Raw genomic sequence first — 24,686 nt, forward strand, 5'->3', positions numbered from 1 at the left:
ACCTCCGGCGTCGATCCGGACACCCGGCCAGATCGACGCCGGAGCCGACTTCTAGTGCCCGTCAGATGATGGCTGCGCAAGCGACCTCAATGTAGGCGGGTGCGCAACCAGTCCACTTGGCGTGACCAGTGGGACGTACCGCCGCCCTCGTGACCGTTGTACGGATAGACCGACATCTCCTTGTCTGCGTTCTTGAACCGGTGATAGGCGGCAAAGACAGTCGACGGCAACGAGATGTCATCCATCAGGGCAACGGACATCAAGACCGGTGCGTCGACAGAGGCGGCGAAATTCACCCCGTCGAGGTAGGACAGTGTGTTCAAGACGGTATCCGTGGAGTCGCGGTGAACAGAAAGATACCGCCGCAACTCCCCGGCTGCGTCGGCGGAGGCGTGGTCCAGGTACCGCTTGAAGTGGCACAGGAACGGAACGTCAGGCAGGACGGCGCGGACGAGCCCGGACAGGCCGGCCGCCGCGAGGCTGACGCCACCGCCCTGACTCACGCCAGTGACGGCGATCCGTGCAGGGTCGACGATGTCCAGTTGTGTCGCGGCCTCGATCAGCAGCACCGCGTCGGTGTAAAGCCGCCGGTAGTAGCTGGTCGACGGATCGGTGACACCGCGTGTGAGGAAGCCCGGAGCTGCAGGGCCGCTCCCGTGCGGATCCGGCGTTGCCCCCGGCCCGGCGTTCGGCCACGCGCTGCCCTGCCCGCGGGTGTCCATGACGAGGTGGGCGAATCCGCTGGCCGCCCAGCCGAGGCGGTCGGTGGCCAATCCGCGCCCGCCGCCGTAACCGATGAACTCGATCACCACCGGGAACGGGCCCGGTCCGGTCGGGTGCAGTAGCCACGCCTTGATCGGGTCGCCGCCGAAACCCGAGAACGTCACGTCCCACGCCGCCAGCTCGGTGAGAGGAGTCTCAGCCCGGGACACCACAGTCTCGCGCGCCAGTGCCCGCGATTCCTGCAGGGTCGAGGTCCAGAACTGGTCGAAGTCGGCGGGCCGGGAAACCTGGGGACGGTAGGACCAGAGCTCATCCAGCGGCAGATCGGTCTGGGGCATGGTGAGCGGTTCCTAACTGTTCACACGGAAGGTTTCCGGGCCCGCGCCGAGGGCGCAGGCACGCTCCAGCGCGTCGGCGGCACCCATCTCGCCCCAGGCAACATGAAACCGGAACTCGTGGAAGCCGCTGACGTCGGCCCGGAAGTTCGTCTCCCACGTCGTGTTCAGGGCCCATGCGGCAACCTCGCGCTGATTCGCCTGCTGGTCCGGGCCGTCGTTCAATCGGATCGCTCGGTGGTCGATACCACCGAGAGAGATTAACGGTGTGTCCGGAGTGGCGACGGCGACCGCATAACCGCCGGCCTCCTGCACGAAACCTCGCTGGAGGAGCAGGTAGTCCTGCAACGTGCCGTGGATCTGATCGATCGCCGGGCGTAGCAGCGCGCCGGTCTTCTCGACCCACAGCGTCCCGGCGCCGTCCGGCCCGAACGGCAGGGGGAGGAGGAGGTTCTCGGCCTCCCAGCTGCCCGCGGCGCGACATCTGACCGAGACGTTCAGCAGCGGCTCGATCATCGAGCACTCGAGCTCGACCCGGACGTGCTCGAAGCCGGGCAGGCTCAGCTGTAGCTCGGCTCTGGTGGCAATCGGACCGCGGGAGGTCACCCTAGCGGCGGTGACCTTGGCAGTGGTGACTGCCGCCTGGGCAGGAGTCCTATTCCTCCCGGACGCCATCCGGGGGCCGACGGGGTCGGAGCCGCTCTGCCATCGCGAGTGCACAGCGGCGAACGGCGCCTGGCCCGTGCCCCGCAGAATGCTGCGACCGGTGGCGAGGTCGACCACCTCGGCGATCCCACGATGCGGGTCGAGCACGATGCGGGTTCGCGCTCCCTCCAGGACGTGCTCGTCAGTGTCCTCAGCGCCATTCGTGCTGACGTCGGCGACACGGTCCACCCCAGCGATCTGGCCGATGTGTGCCGGCTCTTCACGCACCTCCACGACCGTGTCGTAGCCCGGGGGCATCTCGAGCTCGACGAGCAACTCGACCCCTCGCGGCACCGGGCGGCTCTGACAACGCAGGGCTCTGCCCTCGTGGTAGGCGACCGGCTCCGTGCCGAGGCGCGTGAAGAGCCAGTCATCGATGTGCAGGCGTAGCACTGACAGTGTCGATGCCGATGTGTTGACCGCTCGGTAGCGCAACGGCTCGTTCTTCGAGGGCAGGAACGTCTCCCCACCAGCAGCGCGCGCCCGGGTCAGCGCAGCAGTCGCAGCCGCATGGGCCTGTGCCGCTACCGAGGTCTTCGCGACGTCCTGCGCGACGACGTCGGTCAGCCAGGGCATTAGCACCGAGTGGGAGTGACCCCACGTGTGCTCGGCGTAGATCGCGAGCTGTTGTCGCGCCACGGCGACCTCGCTGGTGATGTCCGCGCCCGTCGCGGCGGCCAGGGATCCGGACCGTTCGAGTCGGTGCAGGGCATCGCGAGCCACCCGGAGTTCGCGAGGAGTCGAGGCGACTCCGTCCGCCCACCAGTCGGTCCAGTCGCCACGCTCGGTGGGAATCTCGCCGAAGGCCGGCTCATCCCGGAGCGCCTCGAAGAATTCATCGGCGGTGGACAGGCGAACCTGTACGCCGTCCGGATGCCGTTCGTTCCAGTCTCGGACGGCGTCGACGAGTGCAACATCGGGGGGAGCGTTGTCGGAGGCGGCACCCGAGATCAGCGCCGGAACCACGGAATACGGGTAGTCGCGTTCGGCGAGTCCGTCGAGGTAGTCCGTCATGCGATCCCGGCGCATCTGCGCCGACGCGGATGCGCCGTGTCCGTCGTAGGCGTCTCTGATCGTGTAGCTCATCGCCCCGCGGGGGCAGAATCCGAGATCGTTGCCGAGTTGGTAGTGCGGTGCGACCCAGGCGAGCACCCGGCCGCCCGTCGGTCCCTCCCACCAGAAAGCGCGCTGGTCACGGCCGCCCGGCGCGAGTCCGTGGTGAGCGTGAATGCTCGAGAACAGGTGCTGCACGCCGTGCCGGGCCAGGATGTCGGCATATCCCCAGGAGTAGCCGTTGATGTCGGCCGTGAGCGCGGTACGCAGCGGTTGAGCGTGAGCGGCGAACCAGTCGGTGGCGCGGGCCGTGACCGAGTCCAGCGTGACGGCGTCGATCACCTCCGTCAGGTTGAGGTAGCTGGCCGACCCGCCGACCTGACCCGATCGGAGCAGTGCGGCTAGCTCGTCGACCTGCTCGCTGCCGGCAGTCGCGAGAAACTGCTCCAACTGCCAGAAGTTCTCCATCTGCCAGCGATAAGTCGGCGTCGACCGGCACACCCGGACCACCTCGCGCAGGAAGTCTGCGTGAGCACGGGCCACCTCGGCACGAGGGGAGGTGTAGCCCAGGTCAGTGTGCGAGTGCGGGATCAGGTGGACCGTGAATGGGCGCGCGGTCGAACGCGTCATCAGAACCTCTCAACCTCAGATGCTGGTGGCCGGCTCGCCCGCGAGCGTGACGGCTCGGCCCTCCAGGTGGGACTCCAGAGCGGCGGCCGCCAACTGATGGGTCATGGCCGCCTCCTGGGGACCGGCGGTCGCGAATCGTCCCCCCAGATCGCCTGCACGTTCGGCGAGGAAGCACGCCCACATCTGCAGGATCGCATCGGAGAAGCCGAACTCGAAGATCCCGCCTGTCACGGTCGGCCAGGCCGATTGACTCCCGGCATCGATCTGCTGCCAGGACTGCTCGCTGCCACCACCGTCGATCGCAACCTTTGCGAACAGCTCGACCCGCTTGGGATTCTTGGTACTGAAGCGCACCCCGCCATCCATACCGACCACTTCAAGGAGCCACGTATTCTTCTCGCCTGGTTCGATCCGCTTGGTCTCCACAGTCATCGGGAATGAGGAGTCCGCGGAATCGACGCGGCAGTGCAGCACGGCGTTGTCCCAGGTGTCGCAGGGCACCAGGGTGCCATCCGGCCCGGGTCGTTCGGTGACGATGTTCTCAAGATCGGCGTAGATCGTACGCGGAGCCCACCCGAGCCGCAGTGGCACGTGCCAGGCGTGCAGACCGAGGTCGTTCATCACCCCGGCCGCGCCGCACGTGGTGACTTGACGCTTCCAGTTGATCGGCTTGTGCACATCCAGGTCGCTGGAGTGCAGGAACGCACTGCGTACTGAGACGATCCGGCCCAACTGCCCGGACGTGATGGTCCGGTACGCGAGCTGTGCGCCCGGGAAGTACGGCATCTCGCTGGAGCAGCGTACGAACACCTCAGGATGGTCGGCGCAAGCACGCAGGATTGATTCGGCCGCCGGGCCGTCGATGCCGAATGGCTTCTCGGCGAGCAGGTCCTTCCCTGCCGCGATGACGTCGGTGTAGATGCTCTCGTGCAGGTCGTGCCGTACAGCCACGTAGACGACGTCGATCTCGTCCGAGGCGAGCATCTCGTGATAGTCGGTGGTGAGTTGAGTGACCGTGTCGATCTGCCGGAACCACTCCAGGGCCTCGGGCCGGATGTCGCAGACCGCGGTCAGGCGCGGTCGCACTGGGTGGTCGATCAACGCCGGCCATCGCCCGAGAGCGGCGGCGAGCTCGCGCCCCATCAATCCGCCCCCGATGATCCCGATCCGCACATCGACACCGCTCATCGGGCGTGCTCCTCGATGATCGCCAGCGCCTCGTCGACACTGGCATCGGAGTGCACCGTAGCCATCAGTGCCGCCGTGATCCCCGAGGGAGTCCGGTGCTGAATGATGTTGCGCCCGTAGACGATGCCTCGCGCGCCGGCTCGCAGCACGGCATGGGTGCGCTCCAGCAGTGTCCGGTCATCCACGCGACCGCCGCCGCGCACGAGCACAGGAACCTCACCGGCCACCTCGATCACCCGCTCGTACTCGGTGATGTCCTCGGACGGGTCGGCCTTGATCAGGTCGGCACCGAGCTCGACCGCCTGCCGAACGAGTGTGGTAATCCGGTCGATATCGCCGTCCACCATGTAGCCGCCGGCGGTCGCGTTGTCCTGCATGACCAGCGGTTCGATCATCAGCGGCATACCGAACCGGGTGGCATCTTCGCGCAGCGCCATGATCGACCGGATGTTGGCCTCACGGATGTCGGGACGCCCGGGCAGCTGCATCAGGTTGACGCACACCGCGACCGCGTCAAGGCGGACCGCGACCTCGATCGCGTTCGGGACGTGATGGCTGAACAGGTGCTCGTCCAGCGGGTTGCCGTACACATTGGCGACATCGGTGCGCATCACCAGCGCAGGCTTGTCGCGGCGGGCGATGCGCTGTAGCAGCGGCGCCTGCCCCATGGTCAGCTGCACGGCGTCCGGTGCTGCGTCCACCAGGGTCTTCACCGTGGCGGGCATGTCGGTGATTCCGGCCAGGAATGAGGGTTCGCCAAAGAATCCATGGTCCACGGCTACGTCGAGCGCGCGGCCGGATGCCGGATGGAACAGCCGGTTGAGGCGGTAGGCAGTCACGTGCGGTCCTTGTCCGTCGTCGGGGGATCGCGGCTGAACGCCACGATGTCGATAGGTGCGATATGGCCAGCCGTGTGCCAGAGTAGTGCTGCGAAACAACGTTGTCTACCTGAACGAAGGAACCGCAGCATGCGCAGAGTTGCCGTCGCTGGGCACGTGTGCCTCGACCTCGTCCCCCGGCAGTTGCCGCATGGCGGGCTGGCGCCCGGATCGCTTGTCGAGGTCGGGCCGATCGAGGTCTCACTCGGAGGAAGCGTCGCCAATGCTGCCCGAACGTTGCAACATCTCGGGCACCCAGTGCGCGCATGTGCCGTCGTCGGCGACGACGACCTCGCCGAGGTGCTGCGCAGGCAGATGATCGGTCCACTGCTGCAGGCTGATCTCGTTCAGGTGCCGGCGACGACCTCCTACAGTCTTGTGCTCGAGCCCGGCGGGCAGGACCGGGCGTTCTGGCACCACGTGGGCGCCAACGCCGCGTTCGGCGCGGGTGCACTGGACCTCTCCGGTATCGATCTGCTGCACCTCGGCTACCCGTCGCTGCTGCCCGGGCTGGTCGCCAACGAGGGTGAGCCGCTGCTTGCGCTGCTGCGCGACGCCCGGCGGCAGGGCGTGACGACCTCGGTCGACCTCGCCGTCGTGAGTCCTGCGGATCGCGCGAGCGGGCCGGACTGGGAGCGCCTGCTCCCGGCCTTGGCAGCTGAGTGTGATGTGCTTTCCCCCAGTTTGGCCGACCTGCAGTCGATCCTGCCTGACGGCGAGCAGCTGGCCTCGTCCTTTGCGAAGCGGTTGGTGGAGTGGGGAGCGGGTGTGGTCGCCGTCTCCGACGGCGAGGACGGCCTGACGCTACGGGCAGGCGATCATGTGCGCCTGCGCGCGGGGGGCGCCGCCCTTGCGCCGCTGGCCGATGCCTGGGCCAGCACATCGCTGCACCAGCGGGCCGTACCCCTTGATCGAGTGGTGACCACGAACGGTGCCGGTGATGCTGTGAGTGCTGCGCTGCTCTACGCACTCTCCGTCGAGCTGGGCCCCTCCAGGGCGGCGACGCTGATGGCCGCCGTTGCGGCGGCGGTCGTCTCCGGCGAGGATCCGGGAGCCGACGCCATCGCTCGGCTGTGCCCGGAACTGGCGGCGCTGGGCGCGATCGAGATCACAGCCAACCAACCGCCGGCCCGGTTCTATCGCGGGGGTGCCCAGATTGCAGGCTTCCGCGGTCAGGCGCACGTGGACGACTACACCCCGGAGGACTGGGTGGCCTCGACCGTGGAGGTCCGTGGCGACGAGCCGACCGGTCTCACTCGCCTTCCGGACGGGACGATCCTGCGCGAGGCCATCGCGGCGCAGCCGGAACACTGGCTGGGTGCGGAGCACGTTGCTCGTTTCGGTGAGGACACGAAGCTGCTGGTGAAGCTTCTCGACGCCGGGCAGCGCCTGCCGGTCCATGCCCATCCCGACGGCGAGTTCGCCCGGCGTGAGGTCGGCACCGCTCACGGCAAGGCTGAGGCCTGGTACATCCTGACCCCCGGCACCGTGCATCTCGGTCTGCGTGAGCCGGTCCGTCAGGAGGAGCTGGCTGACCTCGTCGCGCGCCAGGACGTCGAGTCCATGCTCGGCCTCTTGCACGAGATTGCGGTGCAGCCGGGCGATTGCGTCTATGTTCCTCCCGGTGTGCTGCACGCGATCGGGGAGGGGATCCTTCTCGTGGAGGTGCAGGAGCCAGAAGATCTGTCCATCTTGCTGGAATGGCGGGACTTCGATCTGGACGGTGCCGCACACGGTCACCTGGGTCTAGGTTTCGATCGTGCCTTGGCAGCGGTCGACCTGACGGCAATGACGACCGAACGCCTCGCCGAACTCGTCGTGGCCTCAGCCGGAGGTGCGTGCCTGCCCGAGGAAGCCGAGACCTACTTCCGGCTCGAGGTGATCTCGGTCGCCGGGGTGACGGACTTGCCCACCGGGTACTGCGTCGTCGTGGGTCTGGAGGGGGACGTACAGATCGGCGGAACCGGTGGGACGCCCACGTCGGTGGCCGGCGGCAGGGCGGCTTTGGTGCCGGCGTTCGTGGCAGCGCCCTGGCTGGCCGGCACTGGTCGCGTGGTCGTGCTGCGTCCACCGCCGCCGTGACGGGGCGCGGACGCGCAACGGAACGGGCGGGTATGAAGCAGCGCTGATTGTAGGGTGTTGCCGACCTGCACCGAGGAGGCGCCCCATGGATCGTGGCCCCACGATGATCGACGTGGCTGAAGCGGCGTCGGTGTCTTTGAAGACCGTCTCGCGGTATGTCAACGGCGCCACGAACATCAATCCGGAATTGGCCGAGCGCATCCGCGAGGCGGTCCAGACGCTCGGTTACCGGCGCAATCTTGCAGCTGCCAGTATCCGCCCGGGGTGGACCAGCAGGATGCTCGGGCTGATCATCGGTGACCTTGGTAACCCGTACTACTCCACGCTGGCACGAGGAGTCGAGCGGGAGGTGCACGCACGTGGGTACATCCTGACAACGGCCAGCTCGGATGAAGACGCCACGCGTAACGATGAGCTCGTCGACCGCATGCTCGAGCAGCGGGTGGACGGGTTGATCATCGTGCCTCCGTACACCGGCGGGCGTTCCTGGGCCGACTTGCCACCCCCGCTGCCGCCGCGGGTGCTCGTCGACAGGCCGGCACCCGAGGGCGGCGGATACACCGTGCTCGCGGATAACGCCGCAGGCGCGGCGCGCGCGGTCGAACTGCTCGTGCAGGAGGGTGCCACGCGCATCGCCTTCGTCGGCGACTCCGAGCTCATTTCGACCATGGCTGAGCGGCGGCAAGGGTATGAGTCGGCGCTCCAGGCTGCCGGTATCGCTGCTGACCCCGCACTGGTCGACCACAGTGTGCACACCGACGAGCAAGCCGAACAGGCCGTGGAGCGACTGCTGGCCGACCAAGGCGCCGACGCCGTGTTCGCTGCGAACAACCGCGCCTCGATCGGTGCGCTGCGGGCGTTCCGCGCTCGTGGCGAGCGGGTGCCGCTCATCGGATTCGACGACTTCGAATCGGCTGACCTGACGTCGCCGGCCACGACCGTCGTCAGTCATGACATTGCGCGGATGGGTGCGATCGCGGCACAGACTTTGCTCACCCTGATCGATGGGGATGAACCCGCCGCACTCACGACCGTGCTGCCCGTCGCCCTCCGCCGGCGAGGTTCGGAGCGAGCGGCCAGGTAGCTCTGGCGATAGCTCTCGAGACGACATGGTTGTCAAGATGTCGAGAACCGGGTACCGTTCCTCGAAACAACGTTGTTTCGAGAGAGATGGGCGGTACGCCTTACCGTGTTGATCGAAGCCCCCATGCGGAAGCCGCGGCGGTCGCGAAGTCGTCCCCGTTCGCGGGCGGTGCGTAGTGACAAGAGCATCCTGATCCTGGCTGTGCCGGCCCTGGCGTTCTTTGCCGTGTTCAGCTACGGGCCCATGGTCGGTGTGATCGTGGCCTTCAAGGACTTCAGCATCGTCGACGGAATCATCGGCAGCCCTTGGAATGGCCTGGAGAACTTCCGCTTCTTCTTCGAATCCGGCAACGCCTCTCGGGTCGTGCGCAACACATTGATGTTGAACGCGCTCTTCATCGGCGGGACGCTCATCTCAGGCATGGCACTGGCGATCATGATCAACGAGGTTCGGCTGCGGCTTCTCAAGCGGACCGCCCAGTCCGTCGTCTTCCTGCCGTACTTCATTTCACCAATCGTCATCAGTGTGATGCTGCAGGCGTTCCTGTCCGGCTTCGGCGGCAGCGGCGGGATGGTCAACGGGCTACTGGACGGGTTCGGGATCTCACCCGTCTCCTGGTACACCGAGCCCGGTGCGTGGCCGTGGATCCTGACCGTCGTCAAGATCTGGCAGATGGCGGGCTACACATCGATCATCTATCTGGCAGCCATGACGGCGATCCCGACGGATGTCTATGAGGCAGCCGTCCTCGACGGTGCCTCGCGCTGGAAGATCGCTCTGCGCGTCACGATGCCTCTGATCCTGCCGGTGACCGTCATCCTGCTGGTCCTGCAAATCGGCCGGATCTTCATGGGTGACTTCGGCACGATCTACGCGATCATCGGCGACAACGGCACCCTGTTCGAGACCACGGATGTCATCGACACCTTCGTATTCCGTGCGCTGCGCACCAGCGGCGACCTCGGCATGACGGCAGCCGTCGGTCTCTTCCAGTCCGTCGTGGGCTTCGTCCTCATCGCTGCCACGGCCCTCATCGCACGTCGCATCAGCCGAAAGTCAGGAGGGTTGTGAGCTCATGACCGCCACTGCTACAAAGAACGCTTCCACGCCCGCCGCGCCCTCACCCGCGTCACCATCGTCGCGACGGGCTGGCCCCCTGCGGCGCGCCCTACGGGGCGATCCGTTCGTGGGAGTCAGCACCGTCGCCGTCACGGTGTACGCCTTGGCCTGCGTGATTCCGCTCTGGATCATTTTCGCCTCCTCCCTGACGGCGGAACGTACGTTGGTCCAAACGGGTTTCAGCCTGTGGCCCTCGGACTTCTCGCTCGAGGCCTACAAGGCCCTGTTCTCCGGGAACGACACTCTCATCAACGCCTATCTCGCCACGCTGGTCATCACCGTGGTCGGTACAGCGGGCGCCGTGATCGCCACGCTCGGGATGGGATGGGTCATTTCGCGCCGGACGGCGATGGCGCGACGGTTCATGGTCGTTGTGTACATCCCGATGCTGTTCAACGGCGGCCTGGTTCCGCTGTACATCCTGGTCACCCAAGTACTGCAACTGCGCAACACCTACTGGGCGGTCATCCTGCCCCTCCTCGTCTCACCGTTCCTGGTGTTCGTGGCGATGGCCTTCTTCCGGGACATCCCCGAGGCCGTGCTGGAGTCCGCACGGATTGACGGCGCCAATGAGCTTCGGGCGTTCGTCTCGATCGTGCTCCCGATCGCCACCCCGATCGTGGCGGTGATTGCGCTCTTCTACGCCGTGGCCTATTGGAACGAGTGGTTCTTCCCGCTGCTTTTCATCAACGATCCAGATCTACGACCACTTCAGCTTCTGCTGCAGAACATGATCGGCAATCTCAATGCAGCACAGGCGCTGCAGCCGACGGCGGGCGTCTCTGCGCCCGTCTATCAACTGAGGATGGCCCTGACCGTCGTGACCATCGGTCCGATCATCCTCGCCTATCCCTTCATCCAGCGCTTCTTCGTGACCGGGCTCACGCTCGGTGCGACCAAGGGCTGATGACGCTTCCCCTACAGATTGGAAGACCCGTGGTACACCCTCTCGCCTCATCCGTCAGCCGTCGCCGGATGCTCCAAGGCTCATTTGCGCTGGGTGGCGCCGGCCTGTTGGCCGCACTTGCCGGCTGCCAGTCCGGTTCCGGTGATAGCTCTTCCGGAGCCGCCACGCTGAAGTCACTGCTACCGGGGGACGTCCCGCAGCGGTGGACAGAGGTGCTCGCTGCCGTCAACACCAAGCTCGAGGCCGATACTGGGCTGAGGCTGGATCCCGAGTTCATCTCCTGGACGAACTACGCCGAGCAGGAGATGCTGAAGTTCACGACGCAGGAGCCGTTCGATTCGGCCCTCGAGGCGACGTGGCTCAACCTAGCCCAGCTCCTGTCCGACGGGGCGCTCGCGGACATGACCGAACTCTGGGAGAGCGGCCGGTTCGAGAACCTCAACGCCACGATCGACGAGCGCATGGTGGAGTACGCCAAGTACCAAGGGAGCCTCTACACGATCCCGCTGGTCGCGAACTTCACCAGTCCGCCCGGGTTCGTGATCCGTCAGGACTTGGCCGACAAGTACGGAATCGGTGAGATCACCGATTACGAGACACTCGAGAAGTTCCTCTACGACGTCAAGCAGAAGGATCCCGACCTCATTCCCTTCGGGCTCGACGCCGGATATGTGAACAACACCGTTGTTCCGAACCCGGTCGCGCTGTTCAATGCGCAGTCCTGGGACGACCCGGCCAAGTGCGTCCAGCTGCTCGGCACTCACTTCGAAGGGTCCGACCTGAGCCCGGTCCCGTTCTGGGAGCAGCCGGACATTGTCGAGTCGCTCGATCGCATGCGGCAGTACTACCTCGACGGCATCCTGAACGAGGATGCCCTCACGCTGGACATGAGCGCCGTCCGGAGTTTGTTCGCCCAGGGCCGCTATGCCTCGACCACTGCAGGTGCAGACGGCCTCACCAGCCCCACGTTCGGACCGGTGGCCGACAATGTCGACGGTGCGGCGATCGCCCAGGTGTTCCCGTTCACGGCCGGCTTGGACGCCGTCATCCCGGCGACGTTCCAAGCCGCGAACAACATGGTCGTGCCCGCCTATGCCGAGACCCTGGAGGAGGTTTTCGAGATGATGGACTGGCTCTCTGTCCAGGAGAACCACGACCTGCTCTCGTACGGCATCGAGGGAGAGGATTGGGAGGCGACGGGCGAGCACTCCTACGAGCAGATCAGCGGCTATGCATTCCCCGCGTTCGCGATGTCATGGCGCACGCCGCTCGAGCGCGGGCTAGCCGGCGCGGTCGAGAGCGACCGCGCCTGGGTGGAGTGGACCCGCGACTTCGAGAACTTCAAGGCCGACCACCTCGCAGGCTTCTATTTCGACTCCTCCGCAGTGGCCTCGGAGCAGGCGCAAGTCAACGCAGTCTTCGACGAATACGTCCTTCCGCTGTACGCCGGTGTCAAGGACGTCCAGCCGGGACTCGACGAAGCGCGCAGCGCGATGGAAGACGCCGGCTACGAGACAGTCGTCGAGGAGTACCGCCGCCAGGCCACCGAGTACCTTGCTGGCTCCTGATCGCGCCGACGCCGGACCCCACGACCCACCCCGATAGGACATGATGCACAGCACGATCTGGCTCGACGGTGAGGACTGGACACTCCTCGGCTGGCGCCGCAACGACTGGGAGCTGGCGAGGACGCCGGCGGCGGACAAGGTGGCCAACCCGGACGTGGCCTCGGTGGCGATGCCGATCCCGGGCTCGGTCCGCGGCGCGTTGCTCAGCGCTGGAGTCATCACGGATCCGACGATTGGTCTGCAATCGCGCGACGCGGAGTGGGTGGAGCACCGCGACTGGGAGATCCGGCGGCAGTTGCCCGACCGGCTTCTCGGCGGCGACGGTGAGGCACAACTGTGGCTGCACTGTGCCGAACTCGACTATGCCGGGGCGGTCCTGCTCGGCGACCGGGAAGTCGGGAGATTCCAAGGCAGCTTCGTCCCCCACGAGTTCGATCTGACCGGGCCCTACGAGGACGGCGAACGGACGTTGCGGATTATTCTCACCGCTGCGCCGGACGGGCTGGCGCAGAACGGGTGGACCTCCCAGATCCGGGCATTCAAGCCGCGCTTCAGCTACGGCTGGGACTGGACTCCCCGGATGGTCTCGGCGGGAATCCCGGGCCGGGTCTGGCTCGAGCAGCGGCCACGGGACGGCGCGCGGCTTGTCGTCAGCGCTCGGGGTGACGTCGATGTCTCCCGTGATACGGCGGTCCTGGAGGTCGCGGCCCGTGCCGAGGGCTCCAGGGCCGCGGTGGGCGGTGCCACTGTCGAGGTGCTGCTCGACGGCAAGGTGGTCGGTGTGGGCCCGGCGTCCGCCCTCGATCTTCGGCTGGACGTGCCGGCCGAGCACTGGCAGCCGGCCGGCCGCGGTGGGCAACCGCTGTACGAGTGCCGGGTGCGCATGTTCGGCGCGGACGGCACGCTGCTCGACGAGGTCGTCCATCGCCTGGGCTTCCGGCACGTCTCGTGGTCACTGCCTGCGGGTGCCCCGGCCGGGGCCGACAGCTGGCTGTGCTCGGTGAACGGCACACCCGTGTTCCTCGCCGGCGTCAACTGGGTGCCGATCCGACCGGACTACGCCGATGTCACCGAGGCCGACTACCGGCTCCGGCTGCAGCGGTATCGGGAGCTGGGGTTCGCGATGATCCGGGTATGGGGAGGGGCGGGCCTCGAACGCCCCATCTTCTATGACCTGTGCGACGAGCTGGGCCTACTGGTCTGGCAGGAGTTCCCGTTGTGCTCCTCTGGTCTGGACAACGAGCCACCGAGCGATCCGGAGTTCATCACCGAGCTGGTGAAGGTCGCTGAGAGCTACGTGCAGCACATCAGGCACCACCCGTGCCTCGCGCTGTGGGGCGGCGGCAACGAGCTGACCCGGGTGGACGAACCCGCCGTCCCTGGTGCACCGCTGACGAGTGACCACCCGACCCTCGCGGCACTCCGCCGCGTGGTCGCCGCCGAGGATCCGATGCGCAGATACATCGCCACATCCCCGACCGGGCCCCGCTTCGAGGCTGACGCAGCCGAGTTCGGACTGGGCCTGCACCATGACGTACACGGTCCCTGGGAATTCACCGGGACCAAGGAGGAGTGGCAACAGTACTGGGACCACGACGATGCCCTGATGAGATCGGAGGTGGGCGTCGTCGGCGCATCGTCTGGGGACCTGCTGAAACGGCACGGGCTCCTCGAGGCGAGCTCGGGAGCAGAGCTGCGACAGCTGTGGACACACACCTCCGGCTGGTGGCTGGCACCCCTCGACGCCTGGCTGGCGCGCGGGCACGAGCTGGCGGAACTACCGCACTGGATCGAGCAGAGCCGGGCGCGCCAGGCCGAGATGCTTGCCTATGCGGCGCAGCGCAGCAAGGACAGGTTCCCCCTATGCACCGGATTCTTCGTCTGGCTCGGCCATGACACCTTCCCTTGCGCCGTGAGTCTGTCGCTCCTCGACTATGACGGCGAGCCGAAGCCTGCCGCGCGCGCACTGGGTGAGGTCTTCACGGCCTGAGTCAGCGGCCCCCACGCATTCCTCGTGCCCAGCGGCCCCGGTCGTACGGCCAGTCGCTCAGGGCCCACCGATCGGTATGACCGCACCAAGGAGATTTCGTATGGACCACCAACTCGCCGACGCTCCGGCCGCCAGAACGCTGCGACAGACCGGGCCTGACCAGCAGCGCTCGCTGAGCGTGCCCAACAGTCGGATCGTGCTCAACCCACAGAACTTCTTTGCCGAGGCCAGCGAGGTCGAGCAGAACTGTGCTCCGTCTCTGCCGCTTGGACTCGGGTACTACGCTCACGACCAGGCGTTGTTCCTCTCCCGGTTCCTCACGCTGTGGGCCGTGCCGCGCGCACCGACGTCTCCCGCGCCTGCGTGCGAGCGTCTCGACGCTGCGCACTGGAGTGCGGGCCCGGACATCCGGCTGCACGCGGACGGCACCGTACTCGAGGCAGCGATCGCGGCAGAGCGCACACACAGCGGGTCGATTCGGCGGCGAATCCGGGTCGATCCCGCGCGCCCGATCCTGCGGGTGGGGATCGGATCTGTGCATGGCCAATGGGCGCTGCGCCTGCGCAACGATGCGGGCCGCACCATCCACGTGCAGGACGGTGCGGCCACGGTCGGCCTGCACCGCTACGACCTCGCCGCGCTTCTCGGCGAAACGGATGGCTGCGATGCGGAGCTGATCCTGGAACTCCTCAGCGCCGGGGCATCAGTGCGGGTCGAGGAGATGACGCTGGTCCCGGAGCGCCATGAATCCACCGCGGGGGCGCGGCAGTTCAGCACCGACTGGTCGCCGGGCGGCCTGGGGTTCGCGGCCGTGTATCCGGGCGGGGGAGCACTGCACGGCAACGACGTTTTCGCCGGCGAGCACAGCGTGCTCCGCGAGGTCACCCTCGACCATCCCCTGGGTGAGAGCGCCACGCTCGTGGTGGCCGGTGAGTACGTCGGTGGCGTCGAACTCGACCATGCAGCTGGTGTGGTCCGGTTGCGCGCCCCGCACGCGCACCTGGCCATCACCGTCCCGAACGGATCGCAGATCCGCTACTACGCCGACGAGACGGAACTGCAGGCCGGTGGGCCGGGCTTGGCCGAACCGCGCACGAGGACCGGGCTGTGGGCGGTCACCATCGCGCCGGACCTCCAGTCGTTCCGCCTCGGTTGCGGCTTCTCGCCCACTGACCCCGACGAGGCAGTGCAAGCGGCCACGACTGCTGCCACGTACTCCGCCGACGAGCGTGCCGAGCACTGGCACTCATTCTGGGACGGCGTGCTCGCGCGGGTGCCGCACCCGCACTCGTTCTCGCTGCTTGGCGTCCCCGACGACGAGGGAGTGGGTCCGCAGGATGTACGGGCGGCCTACTACCGAGCCTTCCTCGGGCTGTACGCGAATGTGTTGCCGGCGCAGCCGGAGAGTGGGTACCACCACCCCACCGTGGCCACCGGCAAAGGGTCGATGTGGAACTACGGCGCGCCGGGCGCACGCACCGCCGCCGCCTGGGAGACGTTCCTGGCCATCCAGTTCCTTGCCTACCTTGACCCGGAGGTGGCCTGGGCGTCGTTCCACGGGTTGATGACGCTCGTTGTCGAGGACGGCTCACTCGCCGGGGAGGGTCTGCCCAGCCGCAAGGCCCAGACGGCGTGGATCCTGTTCTCGCTCACCGGAGACCGCGAAGCGCTCGCCGCCCACTACCCGGCGCTGCGCCGACTGCTGCACTGGCAGGCCAAGCACCCGCGGTGGGTCTACGGCGACTACGACTACCTCGGCGAACAGGACGCGGAGTTCATGACCTCGGCGGTGATCGATCTCGGGTTCGCCCAGCAGATCGCTGCAGTGCTCGAAGACGATGCCGACATGGCGAGATACGAGGAACGACGGACCGCACTGCTTGCCGATTATGCGGCGCACTGCTTCCGGGGCGAGGAACGCGCGGCGGTCCAGCACTGGTTCCCGGATGACCCGACCTGCGGACCGCGTGGGGGCTGCGAGGGACTCGGGCTCCAGGTGGCGATGGGCTTGGCGATCGACGGCCTGCCGGACTGGCAGCGCGCATCGTTGCTCGCCCGGTTCGACGCCCAGTTCGATCCACACGATCAGCTCGGGGGCTTCGACGTCGTCAAACACTCCAACCTCGGGTACACCGTGGATGGGCTGATGCTCAGCGGCAGATGGGAGCAGGCCCAGACGCTGGCGAACATCGCTCTCCGGGACGTGCTGCGGAGCGGCTCTTTCGCCGAGGTGTACGACCGGGGCGTGCACGGGCCCCGGCCTGGTGGCGTGCGACCTTCGATCTTCGGCATGACCCAGGTCATCGACACGGTCTGGTTGAACAATGGATTCCGGATGGACGGCGGGGCGCCCCAGGTCGTCGGATTTCCGGACGTGCGTGGCGGGCTCGACGGTGTGCGTGGGGGATCGCGCACCTGGCAGGTGGAGGTAGACGTTCCCCGCGGTGGTGCGTGCCTCACCGACGCCACCACGGGGCAGCGACAAGAAGTCGCCCTCCCCACGGGATCCAGCGTTCCCATCACTGCCAGCAGCCATCACGACGCGGCGATACCTGCGCCGCGCACACCGACCCCCGCTGCCCACGAGTAGGACTCAGCCGACCATGACCCTCACCGATGCGGACGTTGCCGCGATCGAGACTGCCATGTCCACCGGAGCACCCACCGGCCCGGTCGCACCACCCCGGCGCGTGCTGCCCACGTTGACGGGCTCGGCCGACGGCATCGGGCGACTCTACGAGGCAGCGCTGCACAACGTGTTCGTGGTGAACACCCTGCGCGACGAGAAGGGCCCGTTCGTGCGGGCTGGCGGCGGCTACCCCACGCCGTGGACGCGCGATGCGGCGATCAACTCATGGAGTGCGCTCTCACTACTCGCGCCCGGACTGGCCGAAGCGACGTTGCGAGCGGTGACCGAGTCCACCGCAGCCGGTCCGATCGTGGCGCAGGACGACCAGTGGTGGGATCAGGCAATCTGGGTGCTGGCGGCACAGCGCCACGCCTCGCTCACCGGGGATCGTGAGTTCGCCCACTGGGCGTACCAGGTGGGGCAGAACACCCTGGAGACGCTGGAGCAGTACCTCGATCCTCGATGGAATCTGTACACCGGACCTGCCGTGATGCAGGACGGGGTGGCGGGCTTTCCCCTGCCAGACGGCGCGGAGGAGTCCACGGCGTTCGTGCTCGATTACCCCTGGGCGCGCTCACTCATGTGCTTGTCCACGAACCTGGTCTACGCCGCCGCCTTCGACTCACTCGCCGCCCTCGGGGACCTTATCGGCGTGCCCGCAGGGGCTGCGCGGGCCCGCGCCGACGTCGTCCGCGCAGCTATCGAGACCCACCTGTGGACTGGACAGGACTATGCGTACTTGCGGCATACCGACGGCCAGCTCGAGCACTATCAAGAACTCCTAGGTCTGGCGCTAGCGCTTGAGCACGGCGGTGTGGACGACGCTCGTGTGGATGCCGTCGTCAACGGCCTGCACCGCTCGCGACACGGAATCGCACTGGTGTGGCCGCATTTCACTCGGTACAGCGATGAACGACCGGGACGTCACAACGTCGCTCTGTGGCCGATGGCCATGGGGCAGTGGGCGGTCGCAGCAGCACGCCGTGGCCAGGCCGCGGCATTCAGTGAGTCTTGGCACGACCTCTGCCGACTGGTCGAAGGCTCCGGAGATGAGTTCTACGAGCTCTACGCCGCCACCGACGGGTCTGTGCACGGCGGTTGGCAGATCGGCCGGCTCTGGGCATCCGAGCCGCACCAGACCTGGAGTGCGACGGCGTTCCTGCGGATGGTCCATGAGGGCGTGCTCGGGATCCGGGTGAGCGAGGGTGCACTGCACCTCGCGCCGACGCTGCCTGAGGGGGTCGAGCACGTCACCCTGCGGAACCTGCAGCTCGGGCATGCACGCCTGACGATCGAGGTGGCGGGCTGCGGCAACCGGGTGAGCCAGGCCAGTCTGGACGGAGTGACGCTGGGCAATCCGAACCAGCCGATCGCGCTCGCCGCTCTCAGCGGTGAGCACACCCTTCGGGTGCAGGTGCGCTAGTCCGAGCCGAGGAACCAGCTGCGGTTCTGCCACAGGAGGCCACTTCCCACCCCGATCCACAGGATCGAGATGATCACCTGCGGCCCACTGAGCCCATAGACCACCAGGAGCACACAGCCGAACATGTAGATGCCCCCTAGCCCGAGCAGCCCGACCATTGCACGCCGCCGCCTCCGGAGCACACCGATCGAGAACGCGATGGCCGCCGCTGCGGCCACCAGGATCACCCCGCCGAGGAGGGGCACCACCGAGGTGCTTCGCGCGCCGAGCACGGCGAGTTCGTCCGGCGCCACACTGCCCAATGCCAGAAAGCCCGCACCCACCATGGTCATCAGAATCGAGCCGAGGATCGTCATGGCCACTGCTGCGGTCACGCCGCCCGGGCGGCGTTTCGAGTCGCGGCCGGCCCGCGTCATTCTCTGCCCGCCAACCTCTCGGTTGTCGCGATGGCGTCGTTCTCCGTGTCTTGTTCAAGACCCAGAGGTGCGGCGAGGTAGCCATCCAGCGCGAGCGCGGCCGACGCCCTCGGCCACGTCTCCGGTCCGAATCGTGCATGGCGGTGCACCTGTGGAGCGCGACCGGTGAGTTCGGTGTGCCGACGACGGACCATGTCCAAGCACTCATCGATTTCTTCCTGCGTGCCGAGTGGACCGCTGATCACGGTTTGATCGGGTTGCAGGAGACTGATGAGCAACGGTATGACCATCCCGAGTGCACGAGCCCGATCGCGGCGGAGAGTCTGAAGGCCGGAGGGGTGCCCGGGCGGGCGGGCGGATGTGTCCCACATGCCGTCCTCGGCGGGATACAGGTGGTGCTGTGACGCGTCTGTCGGCAGCAGGCCGGCCTCGATGGCCTGAGTCAGCAGGGCGTCGTCGGTGCATGTCACGCGCACGCAACCGACTTGTCCGCAGTTGCATGGTGCACTCGAACCGGGAACGACCAAGTGGGAAACCACACCGCCACCAGTGGGACCTTCCAGGATGAGGCGGTCACCCTGCATCTGTGCGATGCGCATGGAGCGGCCGACGAGGATGCTCAGCACGTTGCCGTCGTACCCATCCCACCAGTGCTGATCGAGCGCCAGCGCTTGGACGTTGGAGTCCACTCGGATCGGCAAGTCGATTCGAGCGCGGAGACTGTCCAGCAAGTCGGCGTGGTCCACGTCGACGACCTGCTGGGGTCGTGGCCCGGCCCAGAACTCGTCCCAGGGCTTCGAAACACCGATTCCCACGACGGTATTCGTATCGAACTCGTCGACGACGCCACCGATGAGTCGAGTGACCTCGTTGATCCGCTCCTGTGAGGTACGTGCTGACGTTGCCAGGGAACGGTAGAGCACCTGCTCTCCGCGCAGCGTGTAGACACCGCACGAGGTGTGTGCGGGGTGCAGGTGCGCACCGAGCAGTAGACGACCTTGCCGCGGCACGTCGATCGGGATCGTTGGTCGTCCGGCCGAGTGGCGCGGCCGGGTCTGCGGGCACTCTTCCAGGTCGCCCCGCTCGAGAAGCTCAGACACGAGTTTGGTGATGGTGGTGAAGCTCGCACCGGTGGAGGTGGCCAGCTCCTTTCTGCCGAGCGGACCTTCGGCGAGAAGGGCGCGGATGATCGCGCGTGCCGTCGAGTTGCGCTGACGGAGCATCAACTGCGTCGACGTACTGGCCATCCAGCCGAGTATATGGGGCCGATGACGATCGGAGCTCAGGCGGAGCGATAGCTCAAAGGCATTAATCACATGCATTTGACAAATAGTGATCCAGCCGCAAACATGGCGATCACGTCACGACCAGAAGCATTCGAAGGAGAAGCAATGGATCGCCACGCACACTTGGGCCCGTCACGACGGCAAGCCTTCGGACTCGCCGGCCTGGCCGCGCTCTCAGCCTCGGCATGTAGTCGCGGTGGGAGTTCCGCCCCCGGTGGGGGCTCCGCCCCAGATGCCGACACCGCATCGCTGCGATACGCGTGGTGGGGTGACGACCTGCGCACTGAGCTCACTCAGGAGGCGCTCGCGGCGTTCGAGACGGAGTACTCCTCGATCGACGTACGAGGCGAGTTCAGTGGGTTCGATGGGTATTTCGACAAGCTCGCCACCCAGACAGCCGGGGGCGGCGGAGCCGATGTCTTCATGATGAACGAGTGGAACCTCCGTGAGTACGCTGACCGTGGCTCTCTGGCTGATCTCACCGGCGTCAGCACCCAGAACTGGAGCGATGGTGCCGCCGAAGGGGGGCAGGTCGATGGGAAACTCTTCGGAGCGACGGCCGGTATCGGCCTGCAGGCAGTGCTCGTGGACCCGGAGTTCTTCGAGGACGCGGGTGTGGAGATGCCCGACGATACGACGTGGACCTGGGAGGACTTCCGCGAGATCGGTCGCGCGCTCACCGACGGTTCCGCGGACGGATCATTTGGCGTGACCTACCAGGCGGGTGACCAAATCACTGCGAACTTCTACTGCGCGCAGCACGGTGCCCCCGTCTTCGACGAAGCCGGCGTCGGTGTCGCGGTAGATCAGGTGCGCGCTTGGTACGAGATGTGGTTACTCCTCGTGAAGGAGGAGATCGCACCCTCGGCTTCGGCGGCGCTCGAGGACGGTTCGGCCGGGATCGAGCAGTCGCTATTCGCTCAGGGGCAGCTGGGCATGCTGTTCATCCCGACGAACTACCTCACCGTGTACGAGGACCTGATGCAGCGGGAGCTGCGGCTGTTGCGGATCCCCACCCGGACCGGCCGCCCTGCGGATCTCGGGATGTGGTTCCGGCCGGCTCAGCTCTACTGCGTCTCGGCCACCTCGGACCGCCAGGAGGATGCCACCACACTGGTCGACTTTCTTATCAACAGCACCCAGGCGGGAGAGATCCTTCTCGCCGACCGGGGTGCTCCTCCGAACAGTGAGGTACGTGGAGCCATCGTGGATCTCGTCTCGGGAGCAGACGCCCGTGTGTTCGAGTACATGGATTCGTGCGAGCCCGATCTGTCCGCACCACCGCCGCCTCCTCCGGCCGGCGCCGGCGCCTACCCCGGCATCCTCGGTCGTCACGGGGAGGACGTGCTCTTCGAGCGCGTCACGCCCGAAGCCGGTGCGCAGGCCTTCCTCGACGCCCTGACGGCGGAGCTGGCGTGACATCGGCCGACCGCCCCAACGTCGTCATCATTCACTGGCACGATCTCGGAACCTATCTCTCGGCCTATGGCTACCGAGTGGACACTCCGCACACCGAGGCGCTGGCCCGAGAATCGACCCTCTTCACCCGATGCTTCAGCACCAGCCCGCTGTGTAGCCCTGCGAGAGGTTCGCTCTGGACCGGCCGATACCCCCACAGCAACGGATTGCAGGGTCTGACCCATCGCGGCTGGGAGTTCAACGACGGCGAGCGAACCCTGCCTATGTACCTGGCCGACGAGGGCTACCGCACGGCGCTGGCCGGTCTCCAGCACGAGTCGAGTGATCCGACCAGACTGGGTTTTGAGGAGGTTCTCGGCCCGGATCAGGCGTGGGCCCAGGACGTTGGGTCAGTGGCCTCGGCCTGGCTCGACGCACAGGACCGGCAGGCCGACCCTTTCCTGCTCGTCTGCGGCATGGTTGAAGCGCATCGCGACTGGCCCGAGGACCGCTATCCGCCGACCATCCCGCCCGATCAGGTGGACGTCCCTTCCTACTTGCCGGACAACGAGCACACCCGACGCGACCTGGCAGCCTTCGCCTCCGCCATCCACGCCGCTGACCAAGGGGTCGGGCTCATCCTCGACGCTCTTGCTCGCAACGATCTCGACCGCAACTCGATCGTCATCTTCACCACCGACCACGGGGCCCCGTTCCCAGGCGCGAAGAGCACGCTGCACGATCCGGGTGTCCACGTCGCTCTCATGGTCAGGCTGCCCCCGATATGGCGGGGTGACGGTCCGCGGACGGAAAACGGACTGGTGAGCCATGTCGATCTGGTTCCGACGATCCTGGAGCTGTTGGAGATTCCGGTGCCCGATCACGTCCAGGGCCAAAGCGTCGCGCGCTCTCTCAGCGATGGCACCCCGCCAGAGCGCCAGGAGGTCTATCTGGAAAAGACCTATCACAGCGACTACGACCCAGTGCGCGCAGTGCGGACCGACTCCTTCAAGTACATCCGAAGCTTCGAGGAGCGTTCTATCCTTGCGCTGCCACCCGATCTTGAGGATTCGCGGACGCGGCAGGGGATGGGAGACGAACACCTCGCAGTGAGGCCGCGTGAGGAGCTCTACGATCTCCGGTCGGATCCCCATGAAATCGCGAATGTGGTCGACGAGCCCGCACACCTCAGCACCGCTAACATGCTCCGGCAGCGTCTGGATGAGTTTATGGCCACCACGGACGACGCGCTGCTCCATGGGCCTATCCGGCCGCCAGAGCGGGTTCCGGGCAGGAATAGGTCGCGATGAGTGCGATTTCTGAGCTGTCCAAGCTGGGTGGGGGCCGTAAGGCTCTCACTCCGCAGGAGCGGGCGGCGCGGCGTAAGGAGAATGGGCGCGATAACAGGGCTGGGTACCTGTTCTTGTTGCCGTGGCTGGTGGGGTTGTTCGTTTTCACCCTGGGGCCGATGTTGGCGTCGTTGTATTTGTCCTTGACTGATTACGCGTTGCTGCAGCCGCCGAATTTCCTGGGCTTGGATAACTGGCAGGCGATGGTGACCGATTCGCGGTTGCATCAGTCGTTGAAGGTCACGTTCATCTACGTGTTCGTGGGTGTGCCGTTGCAGTTGGCGCTGGCTCTGGGTGTGGCGATGCTGCTCGATAAGGGCATGCGCGGGCTGGCGTTCTACCGGTCGGTGTTCTATCTGCCCTCGATGCTGGGCTCCTCGGTCGCGATCGCGTTGCTGTGGCGCCAGATCTTCGGCACCACCGGCCTGGTGAACCAGATCCTGCAGCTGCTGGGGGTAGAGGCGAACACCGGATACGTCTCGGATCCCGATACCGCGTTATGGACGCTGATCCTGTTGAACGTGTGGACCTTCGGTTCCCCGATGGTGATCTTCCTCGCCGGGCTGCGTCAGATCCCGGTGATGTACTACGAGGCCTCGTCCCTGGACGGGGCCGGACGCTGGCGCAAGTTCACCCAGATCACGATGCCGCTGCTATCGCCGATCGTGTTCTTCAACCTGGTCCTGCAGATCATCAACGCGTTCCAGTCCTTTACCCAGGCGTTCGTGGTCTCCAACGGCACCGGCGGACCTTCGGACTCGACCCTGTTCTACACCCTCTACCTCTACGAACAGGGCTTCACCCGGTTCAACATGGGATACGCCTCCGCGATGGGATGGCTGCTACTGCTGATCATCGCCACCTTCACCGCGATCAACTTCTTCGCCTCCAAATACTGGGTGTTCTACGATGACTGAGACCCGCACGCACATCTCCGGCGGTATCGACACCGCAACGTCCAAACGCGAGGGCGGGCCCGCCACCCTGGCACGCAGTCTGGGTAAGCATGCAGTGCTGATCGGCGCGACCCTGCTGATGATCTACCCACTGCTATGGATGATCGTCAGCTCCCTGCGCCCCACCGAGGTCATCTTCCGCACCCCCGGGCTATGGGTTAACGAGCTCTACCTGGAGAACTACACCGAAGGCTGGTTCGCCCTAGCCCACCCCTTCGACTACTACCTGGTCAACTCCGCCATCGTCGTCGGTGGAGCGATCCTGGGGAACCTGATCTCCTGCTCCCTCGCCGCCTACGCCTTCGCCCGACTGAAATTCCGCGGACGCGGCATCTGGTTCGCGATCATGCTCATGACGATCATGCTGCCCTTCCACGTCGTCGTGGTCCCCCAGTACATCCTGTTCAACAGCTTCGACATGGTGAACACATTCCTGCCCCTGGTCCTACCAAAATTCCTCGCCACCGACGCATTCTTCGTCTTCCTCATGGTCCAGTTCATCCGCGGCATCCCCAAAGACCTCGACGAAGCAGCCCGCATCGACGGCGCCGGCCACCCACGCATCTTCGGTCAAGTCCTCATCCCCCTGATGATCCCCGCACTAGCAACCACAGCCATCTTCACCTTCATCTGGATGTGGAGCGACTTCTTCACCTCCCTGATCTACCTCACCTCCCCCGACATGTACACCGTCCCCGTCGCCCTGAAATCCTTCCTCGACGCCACCTCCGGCTCCAACTGGGGAGCCATGTTCGCCATGTCCATCGTCTCCCTGATCCCCATGTTCCTCGCCTTCATGCTCGGACAGAAATACCTCGTCAAAGGCATCGCCACCACCGGAGGCAAATAGGCACACCTCCCACCGGCCCCCACCGCGCCAAGTGCCCGTCTTCTCACTTACCCAGTACAGAACCGAGAAGCCGGGCACTCCGTCCTCGCTCTCGGCTCGCATTCCAGCTGTCTGCAC

18 protein-coding genes are annotated in these 24,686 nt (G+C 66.3%); 12 read left to right on the forward strand and 6 right to left on the reverse strand.

Features of this window, described 5'->3' with window-relative positions; genetic code table 11:
* Positions 1 to 86 precede the first annotated feature (86 nt).
* From LQF10_RS01425 to LQF10_RS01440, 4 genes are read right to left on the reverse strand one after another with little or no spacing between them, the layout of a single operon-like run.
* Positions 87 to 1,061: an acetylxylan esterase gene (locus LQF10_RS01425; protein ID WP_231065731.1), complete on the reverse strand. Its 975-nt coding sequence runs from the start codon at positions 1,059 to 1,061 to the stop codon at positions 87 to 89.
* Between the two features lie 12 nt (positions 1,062 to 1,073).
* Positions 1,074 to 3,446 (reverse strand): glycoside hydrolase family 38 N-terminal domain-containing protein, encoded by a 2,373-nt coding sequence (locus LQF10_RS01430; RefSeq protein ID WP_231065732.1) that lies wholly within the window; start codon positions 3,444 to 3,446, stop codon positions 1,074 to 1,076.
* A 15-nt stretch (positions 3,447 to 3,461) separates the two neighbouring features.
* Positions 3,462 to 4,634: a Gfo/Idh/MocA family protein gene (locus LQF10_RS01435; protein WP_231065733.1), complete on the reverse strand. Its 1,173-nt coding sequence runs from the start codon at positions 4,632 to 4,634 to the stop codon at positions 3,462 to 3,464.
* Complete coding sequence (locus tag LQF10_RS01440) at positions 4,631 to 5,473, reverse strand: class I fructose-bisphosphate aldolase (RefSeq protein WP_231065734.1); 843 nt, start codon at positions 5,471 to 5,473, stop codon at positions 4,631 to 4,633. The genes LQF10_RS01435 and LQF10_RS01440 overlap by 4 nt, the downstream gene beginning before the upstream one ends.
* 129 nt (positions 5,474 to 5,602) lie before the next feature.
* Here LQF10_RS01440 and LQF10_RS01445 point away from each other — a divergent pair, with 129 nt between their 5' ends.
* The 8 genes from LQF10_RS01445 (at position 5,603) to LQF10_RS01480 (ending at position 18,314) form a co-directional block, all read left to right on the forward strand.
* Entirely contained in the window at positions 5,603 to 7,594 is a 1,992-nt protein-coding gene (locus tag LQF10_RS01445; RefSeq protein ID WP_231065735.1) for a PfkB family carbohydrate kinase, read from the forward strand.
* Between the two features lie 85 nt (positions 7,595 to 7,679).
* Positions 7,680 to 8,678: a LacI family DNA-binding transcriptional regulator gene (locus tag LQF10_RS01450; RefSeq protein WP_231065736.1), complete on the forward strand. Its 999-nt coding sequence runs from the start codon at positions 7,680 to 7,682 to the stop codon at positions 8,676 to 8,678.
* Positions 8,679 to 8,846: 168 nt separating this feature from the next.
* Complete coding sequence (locus LQF10_RS01455) at positions 8,847 to 9,749, forward strand: ABC transporter permease (RefSeq protein WP_231065737.1); 903 nt, start codon at positions 8,847 to 8,849, stop codon at positions 9,747 to 9,749.
* A 115-nt stretch (positions 9,750 to 9,864) separates the two neighbouring features.
* Complete coding sequence (locus LQF10_RS01460) at positions 9,865 to 10,704, forward strand: carbohydrate ABC transporter permease (RefSeq protein WP_231065738.1); 840 nt, start codon at positions 9,865 to 9,867, stop codon at positions 10,702 to 10,704.
* A gap of 29 nt (positions 10,705 to 10,733) precedes the next feature.
* Complete coding sequence (locus LQF10_RS01465) at positions 10,734 to 12,272, forward strand: ABC transporter substrate-binding protein (RefSeq protein WP_231065739.1); 1,539 nt, start codon at positions 10,734 to 10,736, stop codon at positions 12,270 to 12,272.
* Between the two features lie 40 nt (positions 12,273 to 12,312).
* On the forward strand, positions 12,313 to 14,262 hold the full coding sequence (locus tag LQF10_RS01470; protein ID WP_231065740.1) for a glycoside hydrolase family 2 protein: 1,950 nt from the start codon (positions 12,313 to 12,315) through the stop codon (positions 14,260 to 14,262).
* Between the two features lie 100 nt (positions 14,263 to 14,362).
* Positions 14,363 to 16,852, forward strand: a complete 2,490-nt coding sequence (locus LQF10_RS01475) for a hypothetical protein (RefSeq protein ID WP_231065741.1) — start codon at positions 14,363 to 14,365, stop codon at positions 16,850 to 16,852.
* A 13-nt stretch (positions 16,853 to 16,865) separates the two neighbouring features.
* The gene (locus tag LQF10_RS01480) at positions 16,866 to 18,314 is read left to right on the forward strand and encodes a glucosidase family protein (RefSeq protein ID WP_231065742.1); all 1,449 of its coding nucleotides are present in this window, start codon (positions 16,866 to 16,868) and stop codon (positions 18,312 to 18,314) included.
* On the opposite strand, the gene LQF10_RS01485 is transcribed toward LQF10_RS01480, so the two are convergent.
* Entirely contained in the window at positions 18,311 to 18,670 is a 360-nt protein-coding gene (locus LQF10_RS01485) for a hypothetical protein (RefSeq protein ID WP_231065743.1), read from the reverse strand. The two genes, LQF10_RS01480 and LQF10_RS01485, sit on opposite strands and share 4 nt — an antisense overlap.
* A 56-nt stretch (positions 18,671 to 18,726) precedes the next feature.
* On the reverse strand, positions 18,727 to 20,052 hold the full coding sequence (locus tag LQF10_RS01490; RefSeq protein ID WP_231065744.1) for an ROK family transcriptional regulator: 1,326 nt from the start codon (positions 20,050 to 20,052) through the stop codon (positions 18,727 to 18,729).
* Positions 20,053 to 20,121: 69 nt separating this feature from the next.
* Between LQF10_RS01490 and LQF10_RS01495 the strand changes: the two genes are divergently transcribed.
* Genes LQF10_RS01495 through LQF10_RS01510 form a run of 4 tightly spaced genes read left to right on the forward strand, consistent with a single transcriptional unit; the run spans position 20,122 to position 24,569 of the window.
* A complete protein-coding gene (locus LQF10_RS01495) occupies positions 20,122 to 21,435 on the forward strand; it encodes an ABC transporter substrate-binding protein (protein ID WP_231065745.1) in 1,314 nt (437 codons plus the stop codon).
* Positions 21,432 to 22,724 (forward strand): sulfatase family protein, encoded by a 1,293-nt coding sequence (locus tag LQF10_RS01500; protein WP_231065746.1) that lies wholly within the window; start codon positions 21,432 to 21,434, stop codon positions 22,722 to 22,724. Before LQF10_RS01495 ends, LQF10_RS01500 begins: the two co-directional genes overlap by 4 nt.
* The gene (locus LQF10_RS01505; protein ID WP_231065630.1) at positions 22,721 to 23,680 is read left to right on the forward strand and encodes a carbohydrate ABC transporter permease; all 960 of its coding nucleotides are present in this window, start codon (positions 22,721 to 22,723) and stop codon (positions 23,678 to 23,680) included. Before LQF10_RS01500 ends, LQF10_RS01505 begins: the two co-directional genes overlap by 4 nt.
* Entirely contained in the window at positions 23,673 to 24,569 is an 897-nt protein-coding gene (locus LQF10_RS01510; protein WP_231065629.1) for a carbohydrate ABC transporter permease, read from the forward strand. Before LQF10_RS01505 ends, LQF10_RS01510 begins: the two co-directional genes overlap by 8 nt.
* Positions 24,570 to 24,686 lie beyond the last annotated feature (117 nt).

The organism is Ruania halotolerans (assembly GCF_021049285.1).
Lineage (GTDB): Bacteria > Actinomycetota > Actinomycetes > Actinomycetales > Beutenbergiaceae > Ruania > Ruania halotolerans.